This window comes from Vibrio ostreae (assembly GCF_019226825.1).
GTDB lineage: Bacteria > Pseudomonadota > Gammaproteobacteria > Enterobacterales > Vibrionaceae > Vibrio > Vibrio ostreae.
The window spans coordinates 1,691,839-1,715,917 of the sequence record NZ_CP076643.1 but is presented as its reverse complement, the minus strand read 5'-3'; the positions used below and the strand labels follow the sequence as shown (position 1 = coordinate 1,715,917).

General features: G+C 50.1%; 19 protein-coding genes, 1 pseudogene and 1 riboswitch. Of the genes and pseudogenes, 15 read left to right on the top strand and 5 right to left on the bottom strand.

Going from position 1 to position 24,079, the window contains the following annotated elements:
* Positions 1-321: 321 nt before the first annotated feature.
* The 3 genes from uvrB (at position 322) to luxU (ending at position 4,348) form a co-directional block, all read left to right on the top strand.
* Entirely contained in the window at positions 322-2,352 is a 2,031-nt protein-coding gene (gene uvrB, locus KNV97_RS13915; RefSeq protein ID WP_218562144.1) for an excinuclease ABC subunit UvrB, read from the top strand.
* Positions 2,353-2,596: 244 nt separating this feature from the next.
* On the top strand, positions 2,597-4,003 hold the full coding sequence (gene luxO, locus KNV97_RS13910) for a quorum-sensing sigma-54 dependent transcriptional regulator LuxO (protein ID WP_168796991.1): 1,407 nt from the start codon (positions 2,597-2,599) through the stop codon (positions 4,001-4,003).
* 6 nt (positions 4,004-4,009) lie between these two features.
* Complete coding sequence (gene luxU, locus KNV97_RS13905; protein ID WP_136484353.1) at positions 4,010-4,348, top strand: quorum-sensing phosphorelay protein LuxU; 339 nt, start codon at positions 4,010-4,012, stop codon at positions 4,346-4,348.
* Positions 4,349-4,568: 220 nt separating this feature from the next.
* Here the strand turns inward: luxU and KNV97_RS13900 are convergent, their stop codons facing one another.
* The gene (locus tag KNV97_RS13900; protein WP_136484352.1) at positions 4,569-5,474 is read right to left on the bottom strand and encodes a YvcK family protein; all 906 of its coding nucleotides are present in this window, start codon (positions 5,472-5,474) and stop codon (positions 4,569-4,571) included.
* Between the two features lie 188 nt (positions 5,475-5,662).
* A riboswitch (molybdenum cofactor riboswitch) is annotated at positions 5,663-5,816 on the top strand.
* Here KNV97_RS13900 and moaA point away from each other — a divergent pair.
* The 8 genes and pseudogenes from moaA to udp all read left to right on the top strand — a co-directional run bounded on the left by moaA (position 5,805) and on the right by udp (position 13,248).
* Complete coding sequence (gene moaA / locus KNV97_RS13895; RefSeq protein ID WP_136484351.1) at positions 5,805-6,794, top strand: GTP 3',8-cyclase MoaA; 990 nt, start codon at positions 5,805-5,807, stop codon at positions 6,792-6,794. (Overlaps the previous riboswitch by 12 nt.)
* Before the next feature lie 108 nt (positions 6,795-6,902).
* The gene (moaB, locus tag KNV97_RS13890; protein WP_136484350.1) at positions 6,903-7,415 is read left to right on the top strand and encodes a molybdenum cofactor biosynthesis protein B; all 513 of its coding nucleotides are present in this window, start codon (positions 6,903-6,905) and stop codon (positions 7,413-7,415) included.
* Between the two features lie 11 nt (positions 7,416-7,426).
* Entirely contained in the window at positions 7,427-7,906 is a 480-nt protein-coding gene (gene moaC, locus KNV97_RS13885; RefSeq protein WP_136484349.1) for a cyclic pyranopterin monophosphate synthase MoaC, read from the top strand.
* A complete protein-coding gene (gene moaD, locus KNV97_RS13880; RefSeq protein ID WP_136484348.1) occupies positions 7,903-8,148 on the top strand; it encodes a molybdopterin synthase sulfur carrier subunit in 246 nt (81 codons plus the stop codon). The genes moaC and moaD overlap by 4 nt, the downstream gene beginning before the upstream one ends.
* Before the next feature lies 1 nt (position 8,149).
* Positions 8,150-8,606: pseudogene (moaE, locus tag KNV97_RS13875) on the top strand (molybdopterin synthase catalytic subunit MoaE).
* Positions 8,607-8,996: 390 nt separating this feature from the next.
* On the top strand, positions 8,997-9,413 hold the full coding sequence (locus tag KNV97_RS13870; RefSeq protein WP_136484346.1) for a CBS domain-containing protein: 417 nt from the start codon (positions 8,997-8,999) through the stop codon (positions 9,411-9,413).
* A 410-nt stretch (positions 9,414-9,823) separates the two neighbouring features.
* Positions 9,824-12,208 (top strand): zinc/cadmium/mercury/lead-transporting ATPase, encoded by a 2,385-nt coding sequence (locus KNV97_RS13865; RefSeq protein ID WP_218562143.1) that lies wholly within the window; start codon positions 9,824-9,826, stop codon positions 12,206-12,208.
* A 278-nt stretch (positions 12,209-12,486) separates the two neighbouring features.
* Positions 12,487-13,248, top strand: a complete 762-nt coding sequence (udp, locus tag KNV97_RS13860; RefSeq protein ID WP_218562142.1) for a uridine phosphorylase — start codon at positions 12,487-12,489, stop codon at positions 13,246-13,248.
* A gap of 123 nt (positions 13,249-13,371) precedes the next feature.
* Here the strand turns inward: udp and KNV97_RS13855 are convergent, their stop codons facing one another.
* Together KNV97_RS13855 and metG are read right to left on the bottom strand one after the other, a co-directional pair.
* Entirely contained in the window at positions 13,372-14,178 is an 807-nt protein-coding gene (locus KNV97_RS13855) for a hypothetical protein (RefSeq protein WP_136484343.1), read from the bottom strand.
* Positions 14,179-14,395: 217 nt separating this feature from the next.
* Positions 14,396-16,462 carry a methionine--tRNA ligase gene (gene metG / locus KNV97_RS13850; RefSeq protein ID WP_218562141.1) on the bottom strand — a complete coding sequence of 689 codons (2,067 nt, stop codon included), beginning with the start codon at positions 16,460-16,462 and terminating at the stop codon, positions 14,396-14,398.
* 306 nt (positions 16,463-16,768) lie between these two features.
* On the opposite strand from metG, the gene apbC reads away from it, so the two are divergent.
* The 3 genes from apbC (at position 16,769) to KNV97_RS13835 (ending at position 20,922) form a co-directional block, all read left to right on the top strand.
* Positions 16,769-17,845, top strand: a complete 1,077-nt coding sequence (apbC, locus tag KNV97_RS13845; RefSeq protein ID WP_136484341.1) for an iron-sulfur cluster carrier protein ApbC — start codon at positions 16,769-16,771, stop codon at positions 17,843-17,845.
* 175 nt (positions 17,846-18,020) lie between these two features.
* A complete protein-coding gene (gene udk, locus KNV97_RS13840; RefSeq protein WP_136484340.1) occupies positions 18,021-18,662 on the top strand; it encodes a uridine kinase in 642 nt (213 codons plus the stop codon).
* A 133-nt stretch (positions 18,663-18,795) separates the two neighbouring features.
* Positions 18,796-20,922: an AsmA family protein gene (locus tag KNV97_RS13835; RefSeq protein ID WP_218563394.1), complete on the top strand. Its 2,127-nt coding sequence runs from the start codon at positions 18,796-18,798 to the stop codon at positions 20,920-20,922.
* 193 nt (positions 20,923-21,115) lie between these two features.
* Here the strand turns inward: KNV97_RS13835 and cobO are convergent, their stop codons facing one another.
* Together cobO and KNV97_RS22160 are read right to left on the bottom strand one after the other, a co-directional pair.
* Positions 21,116-21,721, bottom strand: a complete 606-nt coding sequence (gene cobO / locus KNV97_RS13830; RefSeq protein WP_218563393.1) for a cob(I)yrinic acid a,c-diamide adenosyltransferase — start codon at positions 21,719-21,721, stop codon at positions 21,116-21,118.
* A 256-nt stretch (positions 21,722-21,977) separates the two neighbouring features.
* Positions 21,978-23,276 carry a methyl-accepting chemotaxis protein gene (locus KNV97_RS22160; protein WP_136484337.1) on the bottom strand — a complete coding sequence of 433 codons (1,299 nt, stop codon included), beginning with the start codon at positions 23,274-23,276 and terminating at the stop codon, positions 21,978-21,980.
* Positions 23,277-23,541: 265 nt separating this feature from the next.
* Here KNV97_RS22160 and KNV97_RS13820 point away from each other — a divergent pair, with 265 nt between their 5' ends.
* On the top strand, positions 23,542-23,985 hold the full coding sequence (locus tag KNV97_RS13820) for a low molecular weight protein-tyrosine-phosphatase (RefSeq protein ID WP_136484403.1): 444 nt from the start codon (positions 23,542-23,544) through the stop codon (positions 23,983-23,985).
* The last annotated feature ends 94 nt before the right edge of the window (positions 23,986-24,079 follow it).

Here is a 24,079-nt window from a genome sequence, read left to right as displayed (position 1 = left end):
TGATTTTTTATAGGTTATGCACTGTTTGTATCTTTGCTAGGTGGCGGGATGCGTCAGGGCTGAAAAAAGTCAAAATGGGGTGAACTGGGGAAAACCAGTGGATTATTTTAAAGGGAACTATGTGCCGAACGGCTGATGGGGTGGAAGATAATAACAAACCCCGTCAGCATATGCCAACAGTATTTGTGTGATTTCGTCGAACGGCAGCACAACAATTGCGTATCTAATCTTAACGGCCATTGCTGCCAATATTCGCTTGCCATTGCCCGGCGCGAACGGCGACAATAACCTGTACAGAAAAACAGGCCTGATGAGGACGACATGAGCAAAGCATTTGAATTGGTGTCTGAATATCAACCTTCCGGTGATCAGCCAGAAGCGATTCGACAGTTATTAGAGGGGATAGACGCCGGACTGGCCCACCAGACCCTGCTTGGTGTCACCGGTTCGGGGAAAACTTTTACCTTGGCTAATGTGATTGCTCAGGCTCAGCGTCCGGCCATCCTGTTGGCGCCCAATAAGACCCTGGCGGCCCAACTGTATGGCGAAATGAAGAGTTTCTTTCCCAACAATGCGGTCGAGTATTTCGTCTCTTACTACGATTACTATCAGCCAGAAGCTTATGTGCCGACGACCGATACTTTTATTGAAAAAGATGCGGCAGTCAACGCACACATTGAGCAGATGCGTCTGTCGGCCACTAAAGCCCTGCTCGAGCGTAAAGATGCCATTATCGTTGCGTCTGTGTCTGCGATTTATGGTCTGGGCGATCCTGATTCCTATTTGAAAATGATGCTGCATTTACGCCGTGGTGATGTGATTAACCAGCGCGATATGCTGCGCCGATTGGCTGAGCTGCAATACTCACGTAATGATGTGGCATTTGAACGCGGCCAGTTTCGGGTGCGAGGCGAAGTGATCGATATTTTCCCGGCGGAATCCGAGCAGGAAGCGGTGCGGGTCGAGATGTTTGATGACGAAGTTGAATGCATCAGTCTGTTTGACCCTCTGACCGGGGTTATCAAACAGCGGGATTTGCCAAGATTTACTGTGTACCCGAAAACTCACTACGTCACGCCGCGCGAGCGCATTCTTGAAGCCATTGAGCAGATCAAGCAAGAACTGGCGGTGCGACGCCAGTATCTGCTTGATAACAATAAGTTGCTTGAAGAACAGCGTATTTCGCAGCGTACTCAGTTTGACATCGAAATGATGAATGAACTCGGCTTCTGTTCCGGTATTGAAAACTATTCACGCTATCTGAGCGGCCGTTCGGAAGGCGAACCGCCTCCGACCCTGTTTGACTATCTGCCGCATGACGGTTTGCTGGTCATCGATGAAAGCCACGTCACCGTGCCGCAGATTGGCGCCATGTATAAGGGTGACCGTTCGCGTAAGGAAACCCTGGTGGAATACGGCTTCCGGCTGCCTTCGGCTTTGGATAACCGTCCACTCAAGTTTGAAGAGTTTGAATCGATCGCGCCGCAGACGATTTTTGTGTCCGCGACGCCCGGCAAATATGAGATGGAAAAATCAGACGGTGAAGTGGTCGATCAGGTTGTGCGTCCGACCGGACTGCTTGATCCACAGCTGGAAGTCCGTCCGGTTGCAACTCAGGTCGATGACCTGTTATCAGAAATTCGTATGCGTGCCGCCCAGGATGAGCGGGTGCTTGTCACTACACTGACCAAGCGTATGGCAGAGGATTTGACTGAATATCTGCATGAGCATGAGGTCAAAGTGCGTTATCTGCACTCAGATATTGATACGGTAGAGCGGGTCGAAATTATTCGTGATTTGCGCCTGGGTGAGTTTGACGTGCTGGTCGGCATCAACCTGTTGCGCGAGGGACTGGATATGCCGGAAGTTTCGCTGGTGGCGATTCTGGACGCAGACAAGGAAGGCTTCCTGCGCTCAGAGCGTTCATTGATCCAGACGATCGGCCGCGCCGCACGTAACCTGAAAGGCAAGGCGATTCTGTACGCAGACCGTATTACCAACTCAATGAAGCTGGCGATGGATGAAACCAATCGTCGACGCGAGAAACAGCAGGCGCACAATGAGAAGATGGGCATCAAGCCTCAGGCGCTCAAGCGTAATGTTAAAGACATTATGGAGTTAGGTGATATCACCAAGTCGCGTAAGCAGAAAACCAGCAAAGTGGTGCCTTTGGGCAAGGTTGCGGAAACGTCAGCCAGCTACGATACTATGTCACCACAGCAGTTGGAAAAAGAGATCAGCAGGCTGGAAGGGCAAATGTACAAGCACGCTCAGGATCTTGAGTTTGAGCTGGCAGCAGAGAAGCGGGATCAGATTGAGCAGTTGCGTCAACAGTTTATCGTCAACAGCTAAAAAAAAAAGCCAATAGTAATCGTCTATTGGCTGTTATATCGTGAATATCGTATTCACTAACAACGTCAGTTGGCTAGGTGACCCTTGCGGGTCATACAGATTTAAGCATTTTGTATGCCAGCGTTACAAAAGCGGTTAAGTGGCGGAATGTTGACCTTATTTTGGCTGTTCATCTGCCTTTTGTTTGCAAAATGCAATTTCAAATGCAATTATTAAGCAAAATGCAAAAATAAATGGCTAGGTTATGCAACTTAACGATATACATCAAAAGTCAAAGTATTTGCTGATGGTCGAAGACACGGCTTCGGTCGCGGCGCTGTATCGTTCTTATCTGACTCCTCTGGAGATCGATATCAATATTGTCGGTACCGGGCGTGACGCGATCGAAAGTATCGCGAAACGGACTCCGGATCTGATCCTGCTCGATTTACGCCTGCCAGATATGACGGGTATGGATGTGCTGCACGAAGTGAAGAAGCAATCGCCGGATGTCCCGGTGATTTTCATGACAGCGCACGGCTCTATCGATACCGCAGTGGAAGCGATGCGCCACGGTGCTCAGGATTTCCTTATCAAACCGTGTGAAGCGGACCGTTTGCGTGTCACAGTAAATAATGCGATCCGCAAGGCCAGCAAGCTTAAAAATGACACCGACAGCACCAATCAGAACTATCAGGGCTTCATCGGCAGCAGTCACAATATGCAAGCGGTCTATCGCACGATTGACTCGGCTGCGAGCAGTAAAGCCAGTATCTTTATCACCGGTGAAAGCGGTACAGGTAAAGAAGTGTGTGCCGAAGCCATCCATGCCGCCAGCAAGCGCGGTGACAAGCCGTTCATCGCGATTAACTGTGCTGCGATTCCAAAAGACTTGATCGAAAGTGAGTTGTTCGGCCACGTAAAAGGTGCCTTTACCGGTGCTGCCACCGATCGTCAGGGTGCGGCTGAACTGGCAGACGGCGGCACTCTGTTTTTGGATGAATTGTGTGAAATGGATCTGGACTTACAGACCAAGCTGTTGCGCTTTATCCAGACCGGTACCTTTCAGAAAGTCGGTTCATCGAAAATGAAAAGTGTCGATGTCCGTTTTGTCTGTGCAACCAACCGCGACCCCTGGAAAGAGGTGCAGGAAGGACGTTTTCGTGAAGACTTATACTACCGTTTGTACGTGATTCCGCTCCATTTACCGCCACTGCGTGAGCGTGGTGACGATGTGATTGAAATTGCTTATTCCCTGCTGGGCTACATGTCTAAAGAAGAAGGCAAAGGCTTTGTCCGCCTGGCTCCGGGTGTGGTCGAACGGTTCAGAAAGTACGAGTGGCCGGGCAATGTGCGCCAGCTGCAGAACGTGCTGCGTAATGTGGTGGTATTGAATGAAGGCAGTGAGATCGCGCTTGAAATGCTGCCACCGCCGCTGAGTCAGCCGATTGAATCGGAAAATATCTTGCCAAATGTTGGTCAGGGTCGCATTTCTGTGCATGAAATTTTCCCATTATGGATGACAGAGAAACAGGCGATTGAAAACGCTATCGAAGCGTGTGATGGTAATATTCCGCGTGCGGCGGGTTATTTGGATGTTAGTCCATCGACCATTTATCGTAAGCTGCAGACCTGGAACGAAAAAGAACAAGAAAAGGAAAATGAAAAGTAGGTCTATATGGAAGTGTTGAATCAAACTAAGGTAGACAGTCTGGCGCGGGAGATCGGTGAAGAGAATGTGCCGGTTTTGGTCGAAATTTTTCTTGGTGAACTTGATATGTACCAGCAAAATCTCAGCAGCGATCAGCTGGATGATAAGGTGCAGTACCTGAAAGAGATCAGCCATGCTTTGAAAAGCAGCGCGGCGAGTTTTGGTGCCGAGCTGTTGTGTGCGAAAGCCGCTGAGATCGACAGTCGTGCCAAGTCCGGTGAGGGCATCGATGAAGCGCATGATACCGCCAGTATGATTGAACTGCTTGAGCGTACTCATCAGCGTTATTCACAGCTTGCCTGCTGAAATACACGCTGCGCTAAGGGTGTTGATCTCAGGATGATAATCACGCCTAAACAAGCAGAGCCGCAAATTTGCGGCTCTGCTTGTTTAGGCGGCTATGAATTGCGGCAATGTGGATGCAATGACTTTGGTATCAATGAGTTAATGCAGATCTGCATTTTTGCCAATCCAATCAGTTTCTGCCAGCCTCATTAATCGCTACAACCAATTCAGCTTTAGGCTATTAACTCAGCGGCATTAATGCCAGTTGTTCTTCGATAGCTTGGCGTAGTTTAAGCCGGTCATGGCGCCAGTCACGGTTGGGTGAGGCCAGATCACGGGTCACGCAGTTCCAGGCATCGGTTAAAGGTGCCTGATGCGGTTTACCACCTAAAACGACATCAATACGCCGCCCCTGACAGGCTCGCTCGCACCAGCTCAGTTTTTGTTCCAGTGACATGCGTCCTGCCGGGCCATATTCCGGCGACAGATTCTCGACAAAAATCAGTTTGGCCGACGTGTTGTTTTCAATGGCCTGACCGATTTCCGGCAACAGCAATGGTGGCATGATACTGGTCAGGAAACTGCCTGGACCGAGGATAATGGCGTCGGCTTGTTCTATCGCGCTGACTCCTTCCCGGGTCGCTGGTACTGCTGGCGTCAGGTCGAGACGCTTTAGATCCTGCTCCATCTCATCAACGCTGGTCTCACCGGTAACCCATAGGCCATCAACGGACAAGGCTTTGAGATCAGAAGGATGCTCTGACATAGGGACGATATTGACATCAACTTTCAACATGGTCCGAATCAGGTTGATGGCTTCCAACGGTCTGACCGAGAGGTTATCGAGGGCGGTTAGCATCAGGTTCCCCAGATTGTGGCCGTCGAGTTCGCCTGAGCCTTTAAAGCGATATTCGAACATCATCGAGCTGATAGACGGTTCGGTAATCAACTGATTGATACAGTTGCGGGTATCACCCCAGGCAATACCGCCCTGACAATCCCGGATGCGTCCGGTTGAGCCGCCGTTGTCGGTTGTGGTCACAATACCGGTTGCGTTTGAGCCAAATATTTTCAACGCAGCCAACATGCGTCCTAAGCCGTGCCCGCCACCGATAGCGACCACTTTTTTATTCTTGTAAAGCGTCATTGTATTCTGCTGTTCGTATTTAGTATTACAACCCAAGACAATGTAGAGCAAAGGCCGCCCTACGGATACTTATTTCGGGGTAATTTGCGCCCCGGATAAGTTTTTTTTCCACCGAGGGTGGAATCACTTATACTTTTTAAGTATTTTACCAATATGCTGCTATTGAGCGCTTTTTAGCTGTTTCTCTTTAGTTGCCATAACTCCGAGCTTAGTTCAGCTAAGTCTGCTATATATCAAAAATATGTCAGATAAGCTGTCTCGGCCAGTGACTTCGTGTCACAAGGGCATAGTTAGAAATGACGTTGCCTCCCGTGTTTGGAAAGGTGTATCGTGGCGCAACAATTCGAAGATAGATTTCAACGCAAGTTCTATTACTTGCGCTTGTCGGTTACAGATGTCTGTAACTTTAAATGTACGTACTGTTTACCTGACGGCTATCATCCGTCGGGCAATAAAAACTCCTCTTTTTTAACTCTGCCAGAGATCGAACGTGTGGTGAGCGCGTTTGCTGAATGCGGGACTTCTAAAGTCCGTATTACCGGCGGAGAGCCTAGTCTGCGTAAAGATTTTACCGATATTATTCATGCCGTCGCATCAACGTCCGGTATCGAGAAGGTCGCGACCACTACCAACGGTTACCGTATGGCCAACAATGTGGCGCAATGGAAAGAAGCAGGGCTGACCCATATTAATGTCAGTCTTGATAGCCTGGATCCGCGTATGTTTCACCAGATCACCGGCGAAAACCGCTTTCATCAGGTGATGCAAGGGATCGAACGCGCCTTTGAGGTGGGCTATGAACAGGTTAAAGTCAATGTGGTGCTGATGAAAGATCTCAACACTCAGGACATGCCTAAGTTTCTGGACTGGATTCGCCATCGTCCAATTCAATTGCGTTTTATTGAGTTGATGCAGACCGGTGAGATGGATGATCTGTTCAACAAACATCATGTATCCGGCACGGCCATTCGTAATCAGCTGATCGCTGATGGCTGGATTTTGAAGGCGCGCGCCAATAATGACGGCCCGGCTCAGGTGTTTGTCCATGCGGATTATCAGGGCGAGATTGGTTTAATCATGCCGTATGAGAAAAACTTCTGTACCAGCTGTAACCGGTTGCGTATTTCTGCGCTGGGTAAGCTGCACTTATGTCTGTTTGGTGAGCATGGCGTCGAGCTGCGTGACCTTTTACAACAGGACGAGCAGAAGAATGAGCTGATTGAACGTATTCAGTCCCAGTTGCAAACCAAATCGGTCAGCCATTTTCTGCATGACGGAAATCCGGGCATGACGCCTCATCTCGCTTCTATCGGCGGCTAAACGGCCGACGGTGAGCGGTTCAAAAGCACAAATTTATGATGGCCTTGCCGACAAGGCTAAATTTCATTCAAAGCTTAATGTCATTTCAAAGAACTGAAAGGTGAACAAATGGGTCACGCAGAAAACAAATTTCAAGCGGCTAACATTGCCGTCCTGACCGTATCAGATACTCGTACTGAAGAGACAGATACCTCAGGCCGCTATCTGGCGGAACAACTGCAGGAAGCCGGACACAAACTGGCGGATAAGCAGATCGTGATTGATGATATGTACAAGATCCGTGCGATTGTTTCCCAATGGATTGCGGATGAAAACGTGCAGGCAGTAATGATTACCGGCGGTACCGGTTTTACCTCGCGCGACAGCACTCCGGAAGCGCTTAAGCCACTGTTTGATAAAGAAGTGGAAGGGTTTGGTGAGCTGTTCCGTATGGTTTCTTATGAGGAAATCGGCACCTCGACGATTCAGTCACGCGCGCTGGCAGGCTTTGCTAACCACACAGTAATTTTTGCAATGCCTGGCTCGACTGGCGCCTGCCGTACCGGTTGGACCAAGATTATCCGCCAGCAAATGGATGCCAGCCATCGTCCGTGTAACTTCATGCCACACTTGTCAGTGTAAGGGGGAGGCGGATGAACCAGTTTACTCATATCAATGCTTCCGGTGAGGCCAACATGGTCGACGTGTCAGGCAAAACGGACACTGTACGCGAAGCTCGTGCCGAAGCCTTTGTACGCATGGCACCCGAAACCCTGCAGCTGATTGTTTCGGGCCAGCACCATAAAGGTGACGTGTTTGCCACGGCGCGTATTGCCGGTATTCAGGCCGCGAAGAAGACCTGGGAGCTGATCCCGCTGTGCCATCCTCTGCTGCTGTCGAAAGTTGAAGTACAACTGGAGGCGATAGAAGCTGACAATTTGGTCCGGATTGAATCGGTGTGCAAACTGGCGGGTAAAACTGGCGTGGAAATGGAAGCGCTGACAGCGGCCTCTGTGGCTGCGTTGACCATTTACGATATGTGCAAAGCGGTACAGAAAGATATTGTGATTGAACAGGTCCGTTTGCTGGAAAAAACCGGCGGTAAATCCGGGCACTTTAAGGTGGATGCATGATTAAAGTTCTGTTTTTTGCTCAAACGCGCGAGCTGGTGGACTGTGACAGTCTGACCGTTGAGGGGGCATTTGAAACAGTTGAAGCGTTACGTGCCCATCTGGCGGCCCAGCCAGGTAAATGGGAGCTGGCGTTACAACCAGGCAAGCTTTTAGCGGCAGTCAATCAATCGATTGTGGCGCTCGATTCAGCTCTGCAAGACGGTGATGAAGTGGCATTTTTCCCGCCGGTGACTGGGGGCTGAAATGGATAACCGAGTTTCCGTACAGCACGACGATTTTTCAGTGGCGCACGAGTATGCGGTATTGGCTGAGGGTACACAAGCTGGTGCAGTGGTGACCTTCATCGGTAAAGTACGTGATATGAATCTGGGCGACAATGTGACCGGTTTGCACCTGGAGCATTATCCCGGGATGACGGAAAAAGCCTTGCTGGAAATCTGCGACGAGGCGCAAAGTCGCTGGCCACTGCTGCAGTTGCGTGTCATTCACCGGGTTGGCGATCTCGATATCGGCGATCAAATCGTTTTTGTTGGTGTGAGCAGTGCCCATCGCGGTGCGGCTTTTTGAGGCATGTGAGTTTGTGATGGACTACCTCAAAACCAAAGCGCCGTTCTGGAAAAAAGAACGCACGACCGACAGCACGCGTTGGGTTGAATCACGAGATTCGGATAATAAAGCCGCACAACGCTGGCAAAAATGAGCCCGATTTATTTCGTTTAAACTAATATTGTCCTTAAACGGCTATATTTCTCTTAAGCGGATCGATTGCTTTTAAACGGATCAATAGCCTTTAAGCGGATCGATTATTCTTTAACGGATGACAATTTAACGGCGACAATGTTGGTTTGGAAAGCGGCAGAGAGGCAGAACTCTCTGCCGCTTTTGTTTTGCCTACTGATTATCTCTGTTTGCTTTAGCTGTTGTTATTATTTGGGTTTATGCATCTCCATGATCTCTTTTCTGCCTGCGTTCTGAGTTGATTGGAAAAAACTATCAACAAAATTGACAGTTTCCATTTAGTAAAATCAAGAAATTAGTCAACACTTAACCTATAAGTAGCTTTAGGGAGCGGTGTGCTAAGGAGACAGACATGGATTCGCTAAAAGTAAGAGACTATATGACTAAAAAAGCGGTGACATTTAGACCTGAAATGTCATTAACCGCAGCGCTGGATAGGGTAATCCATTCGAACCATTTGGGTGGGCCTGTGATTGATGACAGGGAGCGGGTGATAGGCTTTTTGTCCGAACAAGACTTATTGGAAAAGCTGATTAAAGTCAGCTACCACTGTCAGGATACGCATATTGTCAGCGACTGCATGCATGAAGAAGTCCTCTCAGTTTCGCCGGAAATGTCGATCATCGAACTGGCGCAGATGATGAAAGTGGGTAAACCGAAAGTCTATCCGGTTGTCGATGATAATAAGTTGGTTGGTATCATAACCCGAAGGGATGTGCTGTTGGCAATTGGCAAAAATCTCACGACCTGCTTCAAGCATCCGGTATAACGATTACGCCGAGCCAGCGCTGCTGGTGGTCAGTCAATGCTGTTAAACAGTCTGCGGGTACCACGGTGCCCGTTTTTTGTCCCTGTTACGCTCGTGCTTATTAGCTATCTTTCTCGTGCTTAATAACTATCTTTCTCATGCTTATTAGTTATCTTTCTCGTGCCTATTCACCATCTCCCTCATGCTTTTAAGCATCGCCTTTATGTTTTGTCATCATCGTTTGTGTTTTTTTACCAGAAAGGCTTGACCCTGGAGTTAGCTCCAAGGTGTATGCTGTTAGCAAATGTCGCTTTCCATCTATTGTTGAACTGACGTTTAAAGTACGGCAAGGCTGCATGCGGTAAAGGTGTGCAGCAGCAATGCCAGCCGGAAAGAGACAGCGACCTGATAGCCGATAAGAGGAGACCAACATGAGCCTGTCACATCAGGGTTGCGGCGCAACGCATTCCAAAGATCCCAATCCTGCTACATCCAAATTGGCAACGTCTTGCTGCTTTGAGCATCATTGTTCTCAGCCACAGAGTGCTGATTCGCAGAGCCAGAGCCGAGAGTCACAAAGCGATGAGTCTCAAAGCGGTGAGTCACAGGGTGAAAGCAATCACGCCCAACAGCAAGATCACCACGGCTGTTGTGACCACTCACATCATGATGAAACACAGCCAAAAGTGGCCGAGGATCAGGCAACAACCGCGCATCACAGTAACTACCGTCAGAGCTGGCAGGTCGAAGGGATGGATTGCCCGTCCTGTGCCCGCAAAATCGAAAATGCGGTTGGTCAGTTAGCCGATATTGTCGATGTAAGAGTGCTGTTTGCCACTGAAAAGCTGGTGGTGCAGTTTAATGATGCGGCGACCGCTCAGGCGATTGAGCAAACCGTGATCAAGACCGGATTTGATATCCGCAGCAGCGGTCAAAGTCAGTCTGCCGCTGCAGATAAACCGACGAATACCTGGCTGCAGCCGGACACGGGCCGCATCGTCATGTTGGTGCTGATGATGTTGATTGCTGCTGGGGTGCAGTGGTGGCAGCCTGAGATGGGACGCTGGTTGTTTGCCGCGACCTGCTTGGTGGGATTAGTGCCGATTGCGACCAAAGCATGGCGGCTGATGCGCAGCGGAACCCCCTTTGCGATTGAAACCCTGATGACAGTGGCGGCATTAGGTGCGTTGTATCTGGGCGAGACTGCTGAAGCGGCGATGGTATTGCTGCTATTTTTAATTGGTGAGCGACTGGAAGGTTTTGCCGCATCACGTGCCCGCAGTGGTGTGCAGGCGTTAATGGCTCTGGTGCCGGAAACAGCCGTTTGTCTCCGCTCAGGGCAACGTGTCGAAGTGGCGGTCTCTGAATTGCGCCCGGGTGATCGGGTGGAAGTGGCACCGGGCGGTCGTCTACCGGCTGATGGTCAGCTGATGAATACGGCGGCCAGTATTGATGAAAGCGCTCTGACCGGAGAGCCAATGCCAGTGGAACATATCGCCGGAGATGCGTTAGCGGCGGGTTCTGTGGTGGTCGATCGGGTAATCGAGATGACCATTACATCCAGTCCCGGTGACAATGCCATTGACCGCATCCTGCATTTGATTGAAGAGGCGGAATCGCATAAAGCGCCGGTGGCTCGTTTTATGGATTCATTCAGCCGCTGGTATACACCGTTAATGATGGCAGTGGCGCTTTTGGTGGTACTGGTTCCGCCGCTGATGTTTGCCCAGCCGTGGGACACCTGGATTTATCGCGGCCTGGCTATGCTGCTCATCGCCTGTCCTTGTGCTTTAGTAATTTCGACACCGGCAGCCATTACTTCCGGATTGGCAGCCGCCGCTTCCCGCGGTGCTTTAATCAAAGGCGGTGCGGCATTGGAGCGCCTGGGCCGGGTAGAAGCTGTGGCATTTGATAAGACCGGCACACTGACTCAGGGGAAACCGCAAGTGACGGATGTGGTGCCTGTGCAGGACTGGAGCCCTGAGGCTTTGTTGCGCTGTGTCGCGGCGATCGAGATCGGATCCAGACATCCGCTGGCGATTTCAGTGGTGCAAGAAGCTGAACGACGTCACATTTCCGTGCCGCATGCCACTGATAAACAAGTGCAAGTTGGCCGCGGAGTCAGCGGTGAACTCGGCGGTCACCATTATCAGATTCTCGCACCGGCTTATCTCGACCAAGTCGCAGGGGCGGACCTGCAGGAAAATATCCGCCAGCTAGAAGCGCAGGGCAAGACAGTGGTTGTGGTGTTGCAGGACAAGCAGACTATCGGGCTGATCGCCTGGCAGGATGCTTTGCGCAAAGATGCATGCCGGGCGATAGGTGAATTGCAGGCACTCGGTATTCGTACCACGATGCTGACTGGTGATAATGCAGTCAGTGCGGCGGCGATTGCCGAAAAGCTTAATATTGAGTTCGCGGCGGGTTTGCTGCCACAGGATAAAGTCTCGCATGTTGCCCGGCTGGCAAACAGTCGGCGGGTCGCTATGGTTGGGGACGGAATCAATGATGCGCCGGCGATGAAGGCGGCCCATATTGGTATCGCGATGGGCGGTGGGACAGATGTCGCACTGGAAACGGCGGATGCGGCGCTTACCCATAACCGTCTCACGGAACTGGCTGGGATGATTAAGCTGTCACGCGCGGTGATGGATAATATCACTCAGAATGTCACTCTGGCGCTGGGTTTAAAGGGGCTGTTTTTGGTGACCAGTCTGTTTGGTGTTACCGGATTGTGGGTCGCAGTACTGGCAGACAGTGGTGCAACGGCATTGGTCACCCTGAATGCACTGCGTTTACTCAAGTTTAAACAGTAAGTCATCCGCGGGTTTCTGGCCGTGCCAAAGGTGGTCTGGCAATGGTCTATACTTGGCGGGACAGAAAGTCGGTGGCTGGTGTGATTGTTCTGAACTGGTGCTTATTTGTACCTAAATTACGGTTAAACGTGATCTCTATCTCTTTATTGTGAAAATGAAGTTGTTCGTATTCATTGTATTGTGACTTTAGTCACTCATTGTCGCCAGTGAGTCGGCTAAAGTGGCTCTGTACCCAACTATACCTATGCGCTGAATAAGCCACAATCTAGGAGAAACTTATGTCTCAAGCTGTGTTCCACCTTGGTGTTACTCAAGAAGATCTGAATGGTGCAACTCTGGCGATCATCCCTGGTGATCCTGCCCGTGTACAAAAAATTGCAGACCTGATGGAAAACCCTGTGTTTCTCGCCAGCCAACGTGAATACACCCTGTATCGTGCAGAGCTTGATGGCCAGCCGGTTGTGGTTTGTTCTACTGGTATCGGTGGTCCTTCGACCTCGATTGCGGTTGAAGAGTTAGCGCAGCTTGGCGTGCGTTCTTTCCTGCGTGTCGGTACCACAGGGGCGATTCAACCCCATGTTAATGTCGGTGATATGATCGTGACCACAGGTTCAGTGCGCCTGGATGGTGCCAGCCTGCATTTCGCGCCGATGGAATTTCCGGCAGTCCCGGACTTTGCTGTCGCGACGGCGATGAAACAGGCGGCTGAAGAGAGTGGCGCTACAGTGCATATGGGCGTGACTGCATCGAGCGATACCTTCTACCCGGGTCAGGAGCGTTACGATACCTTTACCGGTCGCGTTGTTCGCCGTTTCCAGGGCTCGATGAAAGAGTGGCAGGAGATGGGGGTGCTTAACTTTGAGATGGAATCAGCGACTCTGCTGACCATGTGTGCCAGCTCAGGCCTCAAAGCCGGTTGTGTGGCCGGGGTTATTATCAACCGTACTCAACAAGAGATTCCTGATCATGCGACGCTGAAAGAGACAGAAGCTCGTTCGATCAAAGTTGTGGTCGAAGCGGCGCGCAAGATGCTGAGCTGATTGTGACCGATACGATGAAAAGGAAAAGCGCCTGCAAGGGCGCTTTTTTTATGCCAAATGAACGTGTTAGTGGTTATTATCTTTGCTGACTCTACCATCTGTTTTACTTTATTAATCAACAGACTATGCAATCACCAGCTTGGGAAGCGGTATGTACAGGCTCTCGGTCAGCTCGGCCAGCATATGGTCATACACATGCGCGATGCTGAGTGACACGTCGGAGGTCAGCTGATAGAGACGTTCTGCATCAATTTCATAGGATGGATTGTCATGCAGTTCGGACAGGGTGTGCATCGCTTTTGAACACGCAGGTGCGGCGATAGAGAGTGGACTAATCAGCGCCAGCTGATTGAGTTTACGTCGTACCACATCGCAGTAATGCTGCATGCGGGCACGCCCCTCGGTGCTATGCATATCCTCGATAGAGATGCGCAGCTGAGTCAGTGCTTCCATGGTATCAATCACTTGCTGCCAGTTCATGTGGTATTCGTCACTCAGATCTTCGCGGTTGGATTCAACCAGCCAGGCTAGCATCACCTCATCCATCAGGAACATACAGTGACGAATCGCTTTACCATGTACCATCTGGTTGCGGGCTATGTTGCGATCGGACCACTCTTTCATCAGCGTTTTCAACTTCAACTGTAAAATGCGGTACATAGGTTTGTTGTCGAAGTGTGCGATAGCAATAAGATGGTTAGATTTCTCATGGATTAGATCATGCAGATGATTCAGTTCGGTCTCTCGGTGCTCACCAAACATTAGCGCATGATGAGTCGCACTGCGATGTTGGCGGCAGAGGTAGAGCACCTGGCGCAGATCAACCAGCAGCTCGTATTTACGTTGTAGGGTTGACTCTCTTTGTTTGGCAAAGAAAAACATCAGGCCTAAAATCCCGATAGAAATCAGCATTGATATTAAGACAAACATAACCAACTCCTTGTTACTGTTTCTGTACCTAAACCAGTGCAGGGTTGATGCCAATTTTTTATTTCTTTAAAATCAACGAATTAACAAGTTTTTAAACTTTATTTTGCACTAAATGTGTGCACGATGAACTAAAAATGTGAGCGGGTTCAATAAAAAAAACTCCCACCTCAACAGAGAGTGGGAGTTCTTCAATTAAATGTTCTTACAGAACAGCTGGTTACATTACGCGCATGCCAGGTTGAGCACCTTCATGCGGCTCCAGGATCCACAGTTCGCTGCCACCAGGGCCAGCGGCCAGAATCATGCCCTCTGACATACCGAATTTCATCTTACGAGGTTTCAGGTTGGCAACGACAACAGTGTATTTACCGACCAGATCTTCCGGGTTGTAAGCGGCTTTGATACCCGAGAATACCTGACGCATTTCGCCGCCGATATCGAGTTGGAACTTCAGCAGTTTATCCGCTTTTGGCACCGATTCGCATGACACGATTTTCGCAATACGCAGATCCACTTTGGCGAAATCATCAAATTCGATTTCATCAGCAATCGGGTCTTTGCTCAGCTCGGTTTGCTCAGATTTTGGCGCATTGGCTTCTGCGGCGGCTTTCTCGGCTGCAGCTTCTTCTTTCGACGTTTCAATCATGGCTTCGATGTGCTTTGGATCAATACGATTAAACAGAGCTTTAAAAGCACTGATATCGTGATTGGTCAGCGGCTGTGCAACGCCATCCCAGGTCAGTTCCTGATTGAGGAAGGCTTCAGAACGAGCGGCCAGGCTAGGCATCACTGGCTTGAGGTAAGTCAACAACACGCGGAACAGGTTGATACCGACAGTACAGATGTCCTGCAGTGCCTGATCCTGACCTTCTTGCTTGGCGACAACCCAAGGCGCTTTTTCATCCACATACTGGTTGGCTTTATCCGCTAAGGCCGTGATTTCACGAATCGCACGACCAAATTCGCGCGCTTCGTACAGCTCTGCGATGCGATCCGCAGCCGCAACGAATTCGTTGTACAGCTCAGGTTCTGCAAACTCAGCCGACAGTTTGCCGTCAAAACGCTTGGTGATGAAACCTGCGTTACGTGATGCCAGGTTCACGATCTTGTTGACGACATCAGCGTTGACACGCTGGGTGAAGTCTTCCAGATTCAGGTCGAGGTCATCGATACGGCTGTTGAGCTTAGCGGCGTAGTAGTAACGCAGGCATTCTGGATCCAGATGCTTCAGGTAAGTGCTGGCTTTAACGAACGTGCCTTTTGATTTCGACATTTTCGCGCCGTTCACGGTCACGTAACCGTGCACAAAGACGTTGTTTGGCTTACGGTAGCCGCTGCCGTCCAGCATGGCCGGCCAGAACAGGCTGTGGAAGTAAACAATGTCTTTCCCGATGAAGTGGTACAGCTCAGTCTGGCTGTCTTTATTCCAGTATTCATCGAAATCCAGGTCATCACGTTTATTACACAGGTTCTTAAACGAGCCCATGTAGCCAATCGGAGCATCCAGCCATACGTAGAAGAACTTGTTCTTCTCGCCAGGAATTTCGAAGCCAAAGTAAGGTGCATCGCGGGAGATATCCCACTGTTGCAGACCTGACTCAAACCACTCCTGCATCTTGTTGGCGGTTTCTGACTGCAGTGAGCCAGAACGAGTCCACTCTTTCAGCATGCTCTCGAACTGAGGCAGGTCGAAGAAAAAGTGCTCAGAATCTTTCATGACCGGCGTGGCGCCAGAGACGGCAGAACGCGGGTTGATCAGCTCTGTCGGGCTGTAAGTCTCGCCACAGGCGTCACAGTTATCGCCGTACTGGTCTTCTGATTTACATTTCGGACAGGTGCCCTTAACGAAACGGTCCGGCAGGAACATCTCTTTTTCAGGGTCAAACAATTGAGAGATGGTACGGCTGGAAATAAAACCGTTCTTTTTCAGCTCCAGGTAGATATGAGAAGCCAGTTCACGGTTCTCTTCACTGTGTGTGCTGTGGTAGTTATCAAAGCTGATGTCAAAACCAGCGAAATCTTTCTGATGCTCTTCACTGACCGCGGCAATCATCTCTTCCGGAGTCATACCCATCTGTTGCGCTTTAAGCATGATCGGCGTGCCGTGAGCATCGTCAGCACAGATGAAGTTTACAATGTTGCCACGCAGGCGTTGGTAACGAACCCAAATATCCGCTTGGATATGCTCAAGCATATGACCTAAGTGGATCGAACCGTTAGCGTACGGAAGGGCACAAGTTACCAGCATTTTCCTGGCAGGAAAGTTTCTTGGTTCAGTTGCCATACTTAATTATTCGCTTTGTTTGATAGGTATTTAATGTGATGGACAATATTACCTGATGACGCCCTGTACGCCAAGGTATGAATGGTGCCGAGGCGGGCAAAGGTTGTGCTCAGTATTACCGTGCGGACGTCGCAGGTTGTCAGTGTCGGGTCGGGGCTGGAGCTGAGCGTTTATTGAGTTTGGGATAAAAAGAAACCTTTGATATACAAAGGCTGATGCTCTTTTGGTGATCAAGCCAATGCCCTGACTGTTTGTGGGTTCTGCTTAAGGCGGGAGAGTGATAGCATGATGCGAAAAGGAGGGCTTATGCTTACGTTTACGTCCAAACAGGACTTTTGTGCCTGGTTATCTCAGTTTCAACATCCGAATTTAACGCCGGACTGGGCCGCTGCGCCGGGTCTGGTGACCGTTGCAGCGTCGGGTCAGTTTAAGATTGAACTGCCGTTTGCGGCGCATTCCGTGGTGCAAGAGCTCAAAGCATGGATTGCTGAGCAGCAAGCTTCAGGCCAGGTGGCCGGGTTTGCGTACGATGTGGTGGTTAAGCCGAAAGCGATGCAGACTAAAGTCGCGAACCCGATCAAAGGGGTTAAAAACGTGATTGCAGTGACCTCGGCCAAAGGCGGAGTCGGTAAGTCGACCACGGCGGCGAACCTGGCGCTGGCTATTGCGGCTTGCGGCGCGAAAGTTGGTCTGCTGGATGCGGATATTTACGGCCCTTCGGTGCCGATGATGTTTGCCCAGCTGAATGCTAAGCCCCAAGTGCGCGATAACAAGTGGATGCAACCGGTCATGGCGCATGGGATCGCAACCCAGTCGATTGGCTATCTGGTGGATCAGTCTGACGCTACTATCTGGCGCGGACCGATGGCCTCCAAAGCACTGGCGCAGCTGCTAAATGAGACCGAATGGCCGGATCTGGATTATCTGGTCATCGACATGCCGCCGGGTACCGGTGATATCCAATTGACTCTCGCGCAGCAGATCCCGGTAACCGGCGCGGTGATCGTCACCACCCCTCAAGATCTCGCTTTGGCGGATGCGCGTAAAGGGGCAGCGATGTTCGACAAAGTCGAAGTACCTGTGGTCGGCCTGGTCGAGAACATGAGTTACCACATCTGCAGTCACTGTGGTGGTAAAGAGCATATTTTCGGTGTCGGCGGCGCGCAGACGCTGGCCAGTGAGTACGGCTTGTCACTCTTGGCGCAGGTGCCATTGCATTTGCACGTACGTGAAGATATCGATGCCGGTAAACCGACCGTCGTCGCGCGTCCGGACAGTGAACATAGCGCGATTTATCTCGATTTGGCTGAGCGAATTTGCGCCAGTTTGTATTGGCACGGCAGCGCCAAACCGGACCCGATCAGCTTCACGGTAGTCGATTGATGTAGATCACATTATTTTGCAGAGCGAATGTAATCGTTTGCTCTGCACTAATATTGTTCAATCCTGAAAATTACTGACATTTTGCTCCAATACAAACTGGTATCTACCCTGTGAACTCCCTATAATCAGGCGGTTTACCCAAGTTTCCTCTTCTATTTGTATCGAGTGCACAACCATGTCTGATAATAATCAATGCGTCATCGTCGGTATCGCGGGCGCCTCTGCTTCTGGAAAAAGTCTGATCGCCAGAACGATTTATAACGAGCTGAGTGCGAAAGTAGGCGACCATCAAATCGGTGTGATCACGGAAGATTGCTATTATAAAGACCAAAGCCATCTGAGCATGGAAGAGCGTGTCAAAACCAACTACGACCATCCGAATGCGCTGGATCATGATCTGCTGTGTGAGCATTTGCAGCAACTGACCCGTGGTGAAGCGGTTGAAGTACCAGAATACAGCTACACAGAACATACCCGCACGGCAAAAACGACTCCGCTGACGCCAAAGAAGGTGATCATTTTGGAAGGTATCCTGCTGCTGACGGATCCTCGTCTGCGTGATCTGATGCACGCCAGCATCTTTATGGATACGCCGCTGGATATCTGTCTGCTGCGCCGGGTTAAACGTGACGTTGAAGAGCGTGGCCGTACCATGGACTCCGTGCTTTCTCAGTACCAGAAGACAGTGCGTCCTATGTTCATGCAGTTTATTGAACCGTCCAAGCAGTACGCCGACATCATCGTGCCTCGTGGCGGTAAAAACCGCATTGCTATCGATGTACTGAAAGCGCACATCGCAAAGTTGCTAAAATCGTAAATTTAACCGATGCTTAGCAATAGCGTTCTTTATTTCTGATAAGTTTAGTGGCACTTTAAGTGCCACTTTCTTTATCCGTAATACGAGTTTACTTGTTTTACCACATTTATCCGTCATACAAGGAAACAAACAGATGAAAAAACTGTTCCTGGTAGTAGGGGTGTTAGTTGTCGTCGTGCTAGGGGCGATCGCAGCACTGGTCACACTGGTCAATCCAAACCAGTTTAAGCCACTTTTGGTTGAGCAAACCAAAAAACAGACCGGCCTTGATCTGGTGATCGAAGGTGACATCGGTTGGCAGTTTTTCCCGGCTATCGGCTTTGAGCTGGGCAAAACGGAGCTCAAGAATCCTCAGGGCTTTAGCAGCCCGAATTTATTCAAAGTAGACAGTGTCGGCATCGACGTCTCTGTTATGCCGTTGCTCGATAAACAACTGCATATCGGCAATATTCGTCTTGATGGGGCCGAAGTTCATCTGGAAACGCTGAAAGATGGTCGCACCAACCTCGATAGCCTGAGCAAAGCGCAGGATACAGCGTCAAAACAGACGGACGATTCGCCTTCTCAAGCCAATACCGAATCTGCGACACCGAGCGAGCAAGCGTCAACTGAGCAGGCGTGGAGCATTAACCTGGCTGGCGTTTCGGTCAACAACGCGCTGTTGGAAATCCAGGATCAGCAGGCCGGCACCATGACCAAGCTGTATGATGTTCAGCTTGCCGTGTCAGAATTTGCTGCCGATACCTGGACCAGCGTGGATTTCTCCGCTAAAGGCAGCATGAACCAGCAACAGTTTGGTGCCAGTGGTCAGGCCGAAATCAAACTGTCACAAGATTTCACACAGTACGCGCTGCGCAACATTAATCTGGACGCCAACTTCAGTGATGCGGCGACTAAGATTGATTCCGCCAAAGTGACGCTGGACACTTTTGAGTTTGATAAAGCCAATAAACTGACTTTCGCGGTCAAAGGCAAAGCAGCGGATATGGATTTGGATGCCAGTGGTGGCGCATCGGTCGAAGTTGATAAAGACATTTCCAAAGTGGCGGTGAATCAACTCGATATGACGGCCAACCTGGAAGGTGCAGCGTTACCGCAGTCACCGATGAAAGTGACTATGCAATCGGATGTGGCGTTTGATGTCACCAAGAGCACGCTCAATCTGGTGCTGGAAAAACTGACCGCCAATGCATTGCAGTTCGATGGCAAAGCCAACGTGGTTCTGGGCGACATCGCGAAAGTACGTTTTAACCTGCACAGCCCGGATATCGATCTGGATGAGTTCCTGGGACTGAATCAAAAGGCGGCTGACTCTGATGCAGCGGCGGGTTCAGGGGAGAGTAAACCAGCGGTTGCGAAACAAGCGGAAGCGGAACCGGATTTGTCTGCGCTGAAAACGCTGGATGTTGCCGGTGATATCGTGATCGATAAATTTAAGGCCAGTAACGCCAAGATGCAGAACGTCAAAACCAGTTTTGCCGTCAACCGTGGCATCGTGGATCTTAAGTCCTTCAGTGCCAATCTGTATGAAGGTCGTATCGCGGCGAACGCACGCATTGATGCGCGCCAGTCGCCAGCCTCTTACACGGTCAAAAACAGTGTCAGCGGGGTGAAAGTGCAGCCTCTGCTCAAAGATGTCGCCGATAATGATCGTCTGGAAGGCACCGGTAACATTGAGATGAATCTGCAGGGTAAAAGCCTGACGCCGACCGGTATCAAGCAGAACCTGGCCGGTACCGTCGGGATCAACTTTGCTGACGGTGCGGTTAATGGCATCAACATTGCGCAGATGATCCGCACCAACTACGCACGTTTTAAAGGCGAAGCGGTTGACGAAACCAAAGCGGTGCAGAAAACCGACTTCAGTGCGATGACCGCGACGCTGAAATTGAGCAAGGGTGAAGTGACGACCAATGACCTCAATATGCAATCACCGTTGCTGCGTATTCACGGTGAAGGTAAAGCGAACTACATTCAGGAAACGGTCGATTTTCTGGTGCGCACTTCGATTGTTGGTACGCTGCAGGGACAGGGCGGTAAGAATCTGGATGAACTGCGTGACGTGACCATTCCAATCAATGTCTCAGGGCAGTGGGCTGATCCTAAGTTCCGCTTGGTGTTCGACGATGTGTTGAAGGAAAAAGCCAAGAAAGAAGTGGATCGCGGTCTGGAAAAACTGAACGAGAAACTGGATGAAAAGATCAAAGATGAAAAGACTAAGAAGGCCGTTGATGGCTTACTGAAAGGTCTGTTCAACTGATCAATGACCATTGCGGAAGATAAACAAAGGGGCCGGAATTTCCAGCCCCTTTCTTTTGTAATGAACCGATTTTGTTATGAACCGATTTTGTAACGAACCAATTTTGTTCTGAACCGGCCCATTGAGATGGGCGACGGTTTACTCTGAGCCGCGCGAGTGCCCAGTGCCCGCACAGCTGAACGGTGACCTGCGATTACCAGTCTACGCCTTGCAGTGCTTTGACGCCGGATTCAAAGGCGTGTTTCACGTTTTTTACTTCGGAAACGGTATCGGCTATTTCGATCAGAGTACGGTGCGCGCCACGTCCGGTGATGATCACGGACTGCATGTGCGGACGGTTTTGCAGGGCTTCCACCACTTCGTCCAGTTCGATGTAGCCGTAGTTCACCATGTAGGTCAGCTCGTCAAACAGAACCACATCCAGAGACTCATCCTGCAACATGCGTTTGCATTCCTGCCACACGATTTGTGCAGCCGCAGTATCGCTTTCTTTATTCTGGGTTTCCCAGGTAAAGCCGGTGGCCATGACCTGGAATTCAACGCCCAGTTTTTCCAGCAGGTTGCGTTCGCCGTTGTCCCACGTCCCTTTAATAAACTGGGCAACCGCGCATTTTTTATCATGTCCAACCGCACGCGCGACGGTGCCAAAGCCTGACGTCGATTTACCTTTACCGTTACCGGTGATGATCAGCAGCAGGCCTTTGACTTCCTGAGCCGCTGCAACTCGTGCGTCGACTTTCTCTTTTACTTTCTGCTGGCGTGCCTGATGGCGTTCTTGTTTGATGTCATCGTTGGACATGCGCAATCCTTTTGATTTATTTCATTGATATCGGGGTGATAACGTTAAGCGCTATCATCACTATGGCCCATATCATAGCGTAACTCAGGCATGGCAAAAACCAACGATTCGTATGGAGATAGATGAGGCGAGTTGTTGTCTGGTCAGTGCCAGCGTTGAATGCAAGAACAGGCAGGCTAGGCTGCCTGTTCTTATCGTCACCAGAGGTGACTGACAGACTTTGGCAACAGACAAAGCCACGTAGTCAACGTCCTCTCTAAATGGCGAGTTTTTTCACGGTCTCAGATACCAAATCGGCATCAACAATGATTTCTTCGATCACTTCCGACACGCTATTTGCCTGTTGCTCACCATGCAACGCCTTGCTGAGCACCACCTTAATCTTGTCATCAATGTGGTTGATAATGGTTGAGTTAGTTTCGATCACTGATGCAATTTCGGTGGTGGATTGTGAGGTGCGAGAAGCCAGTTTACGCACTTCATCGGCGACGACGGCAAAGCCGCGTCCCTGCTCGCCTGCCCGGGCGGCTTCGATGGCCGCATTGAGCGCCAGTAAGTTGGTTTGTCCGGCAATATCGCTGATGGTGGAGACAATCGCTTCAACCAGCTTGGACTGATTATTGAGCTGGTTGATGAGTTCAGTGACCATATCGACCGCTTCATTAATCTGTTTTGAGTTGGCGAGCATCGAGGCGACCGAGTCCTGCCCCTGACGGGCAATGGCGACAGTCTCTTCTGCGATCTGACTGGATTTTTTCGCAGCATCGCGAACGACCATCGCCTGTTCAACCCGCTCGGTAATGTTACTGGCTAGTTTGATGATTTTTACCACTTTGTTCTCATGATTAAAAATCGGGTTATAAGTGGCTTCCAGCCACACAGTCCGGCCATATTTATCTACGCGTTTAAACAGGCCTGACTGGATTTTTCCTGCGCCGAGATCTTTCCAGAAATTGGGGTTTTGGGTGAGAAATTCCTGATCGCAAAACATGCGGTGATGCTGGCCGATGATCTCCTGCCGGTCATACCCCATACAGAGTGAAAAGTTTTTATTGGCATTGAGTATGGTGCCGTCCGGAGTGAAATCTATTACGGCTAACGACTTATCCATGGCTTTGATCAGAGCCTGGTTACGTTCGAGCTCTTGTTGCTCTTGCGTCACGTCGGAGGCCACTTTGGCGATGTAGGCAACCTTGCCCTCGACTTTAACCGGGAAATAGGTGGCGGCGAGCCAAATGGCCAGATCCTGACTGTTTTTACGAATAAAGCGTCCGCGCACCGGCTGACCACTTCGCAGGTCTTGCCACAGTTTCTTATATTCTTCGGTCTCTGTGTCTTCCGGAAAACAGAGTGTTTTGTGATGCTGTCCCCGGATATCTTCCAGGCGATAACCGACCACATTCAGAAACAGTGAGTTGGCAAACAGAATGTGCCCATCGGGAGTAAATTCGATATAGGGAACCTGCTCCTTAATGGACTCTTTAAAGCTGTGTAACTGACAATTTTCACTTTCTAATGCGCGATAGGCACTTTTAATTTTGTTTGACCCAAACATGTTTTTCCCTCAACAACTTAATTTTGGCCCAAATGATAAATATCGACCTGAATGGCAGTATTATCAAATCCATCAGATGATTATTTTGACGTGAACTGCATATCGACTAAGTAGTTATTCGTGAGCGATAACACGAATAACTAAAAAAACCGCCTTGCTTGTTTGACCTGCGCGAGGCATTCGGTTTCATTGGAAGATGGAATGTTGGATAAGTGAATGGACAACAATGAACAACTCAGATGATTTATCAATTCTGGTTGTCTGCATGGGCAATATTTGCCGCTCGCCGACAGCCGAAGCCGTACTGAAAGCAAAAGCGCAGCAGCTTGGCGCTCAATTGCATGTTGAGTCTGCCGGGACGATCGGTTACCACCAGGGGAATCCGCCGGATGCGCGTGCACGGGCTGCTGGAGAGAAGCGTGGCTACTCGTTTGAAGGCATGCAGGCGCGTAAAGTAACCGATGAGGATTTTGCCCGTTTTGATATGATTCTGGCTGCCGACAGTGAAAACCTCAACGACCTCGCTAATCGCTGCCCGAAAGAGCATCAGCATAAGTTGTCGCTGTTCTTAAGCCATGGGCGTTCAGAATATGATGAAATTCCCGATCCTTATTATGGTGGCGAGAATGGTTTTGAACTGGTGCTGGATTTGATTGAAGAGGCGTCTGACAGTTTGTTGCACAAACTGAAAAGTAAAGGTCAGTGCTAGATCAAATGATTTGGCCCGGCTCCAACATGTAAACGGCCCGCTTATCACAGCAGGCCGTTTTATTGTCATCCTTCTGGCCCGCATCGGGCCTGGG

Excerpts from the sequence above, each read along its gene's own strand:
- uvrB (WP_218562144.1), top strand. The coding sequence starts at position 322 with ATGAGCAAAGCATTTGAATTGGTGTCTGAATATCAACCTTCCGGTGAT.
- luxO (WP_168796991.1), top strand. The coding sequence starts at position 2,597 with ATGCAACTTAACGATATACATCAAAAGTCAAAGTATTTGCTGATGGTC.
- luxU (WP_136484353.1), top strand. The coding sequence starts at position 4,010 with ATGGAAGTGTTGAATCAAACTAAGGTAGACAGTCTGGCGCGGGAGATC.
- KNV97_RS13900 (WP_136484352.1), bottom strand. The coding sequence starts at position 5,474 with ATGACGCTTTACAAGAATAAAAAAGTGGTCGCTATCGGTGGCGGGCAC.
- moaB (WP_136484350.1), top strand. The coding sequence starts at position 6,903 with ATGGGTCACGCAGAAAACAAATTTCAAGCGGCTAACATTGCCGTCCTG.
- moaC (WP_136484349.1), top strand. The coding sequence starts at position 7,427 with ATGAACCAGTTTACTCATATCAATGCTTCCGGTGAGGCCAACATGGTC.
- moaD (WP_136484348.1), top strand. The coding sequence starts at position 7,903 with ATGATTAAAGTTCTGTTTTTTGCTCAAACGCGCGAGCTGGTGGACTGT.
- KNV97_RS13870 (WP_136484346.1), top strand. The coding sequence starts at position 8,997 with ATGGATTCGCTAAAAGTAAGAGACTATATGACTAAAAAAGCGGTGACA.
- KNV97_RS13865 (WP_218562143.1), top strand. The coding sequence starts at position 9,824 with ATGAGCCTGTCACATCAGGGTTGCGGCGCAACGCATTCCAAAGATCCC.
- udp (WP_218562142.1), top strand. The coding sequence starts at position 12,487 with ATGTCTCAAGCTGTGTTCCACCTTGGTGTTACTCAAGAAGATCTGAAT.
- KNV97_RS13855 (WP_136484343.1), bottom strand. The coding sequence starts at position 14,178 with ATGTTTGTCTTAATATCAATGCTGATTTCTATCGGGATTTTAGGCCTG.
- metG (WP_218562141.1), bottom strand. The coding sequence starts at position 16,462 with ATGGCAACTGAACCAAGAAACTTTCCTGCCAGGAAAATGCTGGTAACT.
- apbC (WP_136484341.1), top strand. The coding sequence starts at position 16,769 with ATGCTTACGTTTACGTCCAAACAGGACTTTTGTGCCTGGTTATCTCAG.
- udk (WP_136484340.1), top strand. The coding sequence starts at position 18,021 with ATGTCTGATAATAATCAATGCGTCATCGTCGGTATCGCGGGCGCCTCT.
- KNV97_RS13835 (WP_218563394.1), top strand. The coding sequence starts at position 18,796 with ATGAAAAAACTGTTCCTGGTAGTAGGGGTGTTAGTTGTCGTCGTGCTA.
- cobO (WP_218563393.1), bottom strand. The coding sequence starts at position 21,721 with ATGTCCAACGATGACATCAAACAAGAACGCCATCAGGCACGCCAGCAG.
- KNV97_RS22160 (WP_136484337.1), bottom strand. The coding sequence starts at position 23,276 with ATGTTTGGGTCAAACAAAATTAAAAGTGCCTATCGCGCATTAGAAAGT.
- KNV97_RS13820 (WP_136484403.1), top strand. The coding sequence starts at position 23,542 with ATGGGCAATATTTGCCGCTCGCCGACAGCCGAAGCCGTACTGAAAGCA.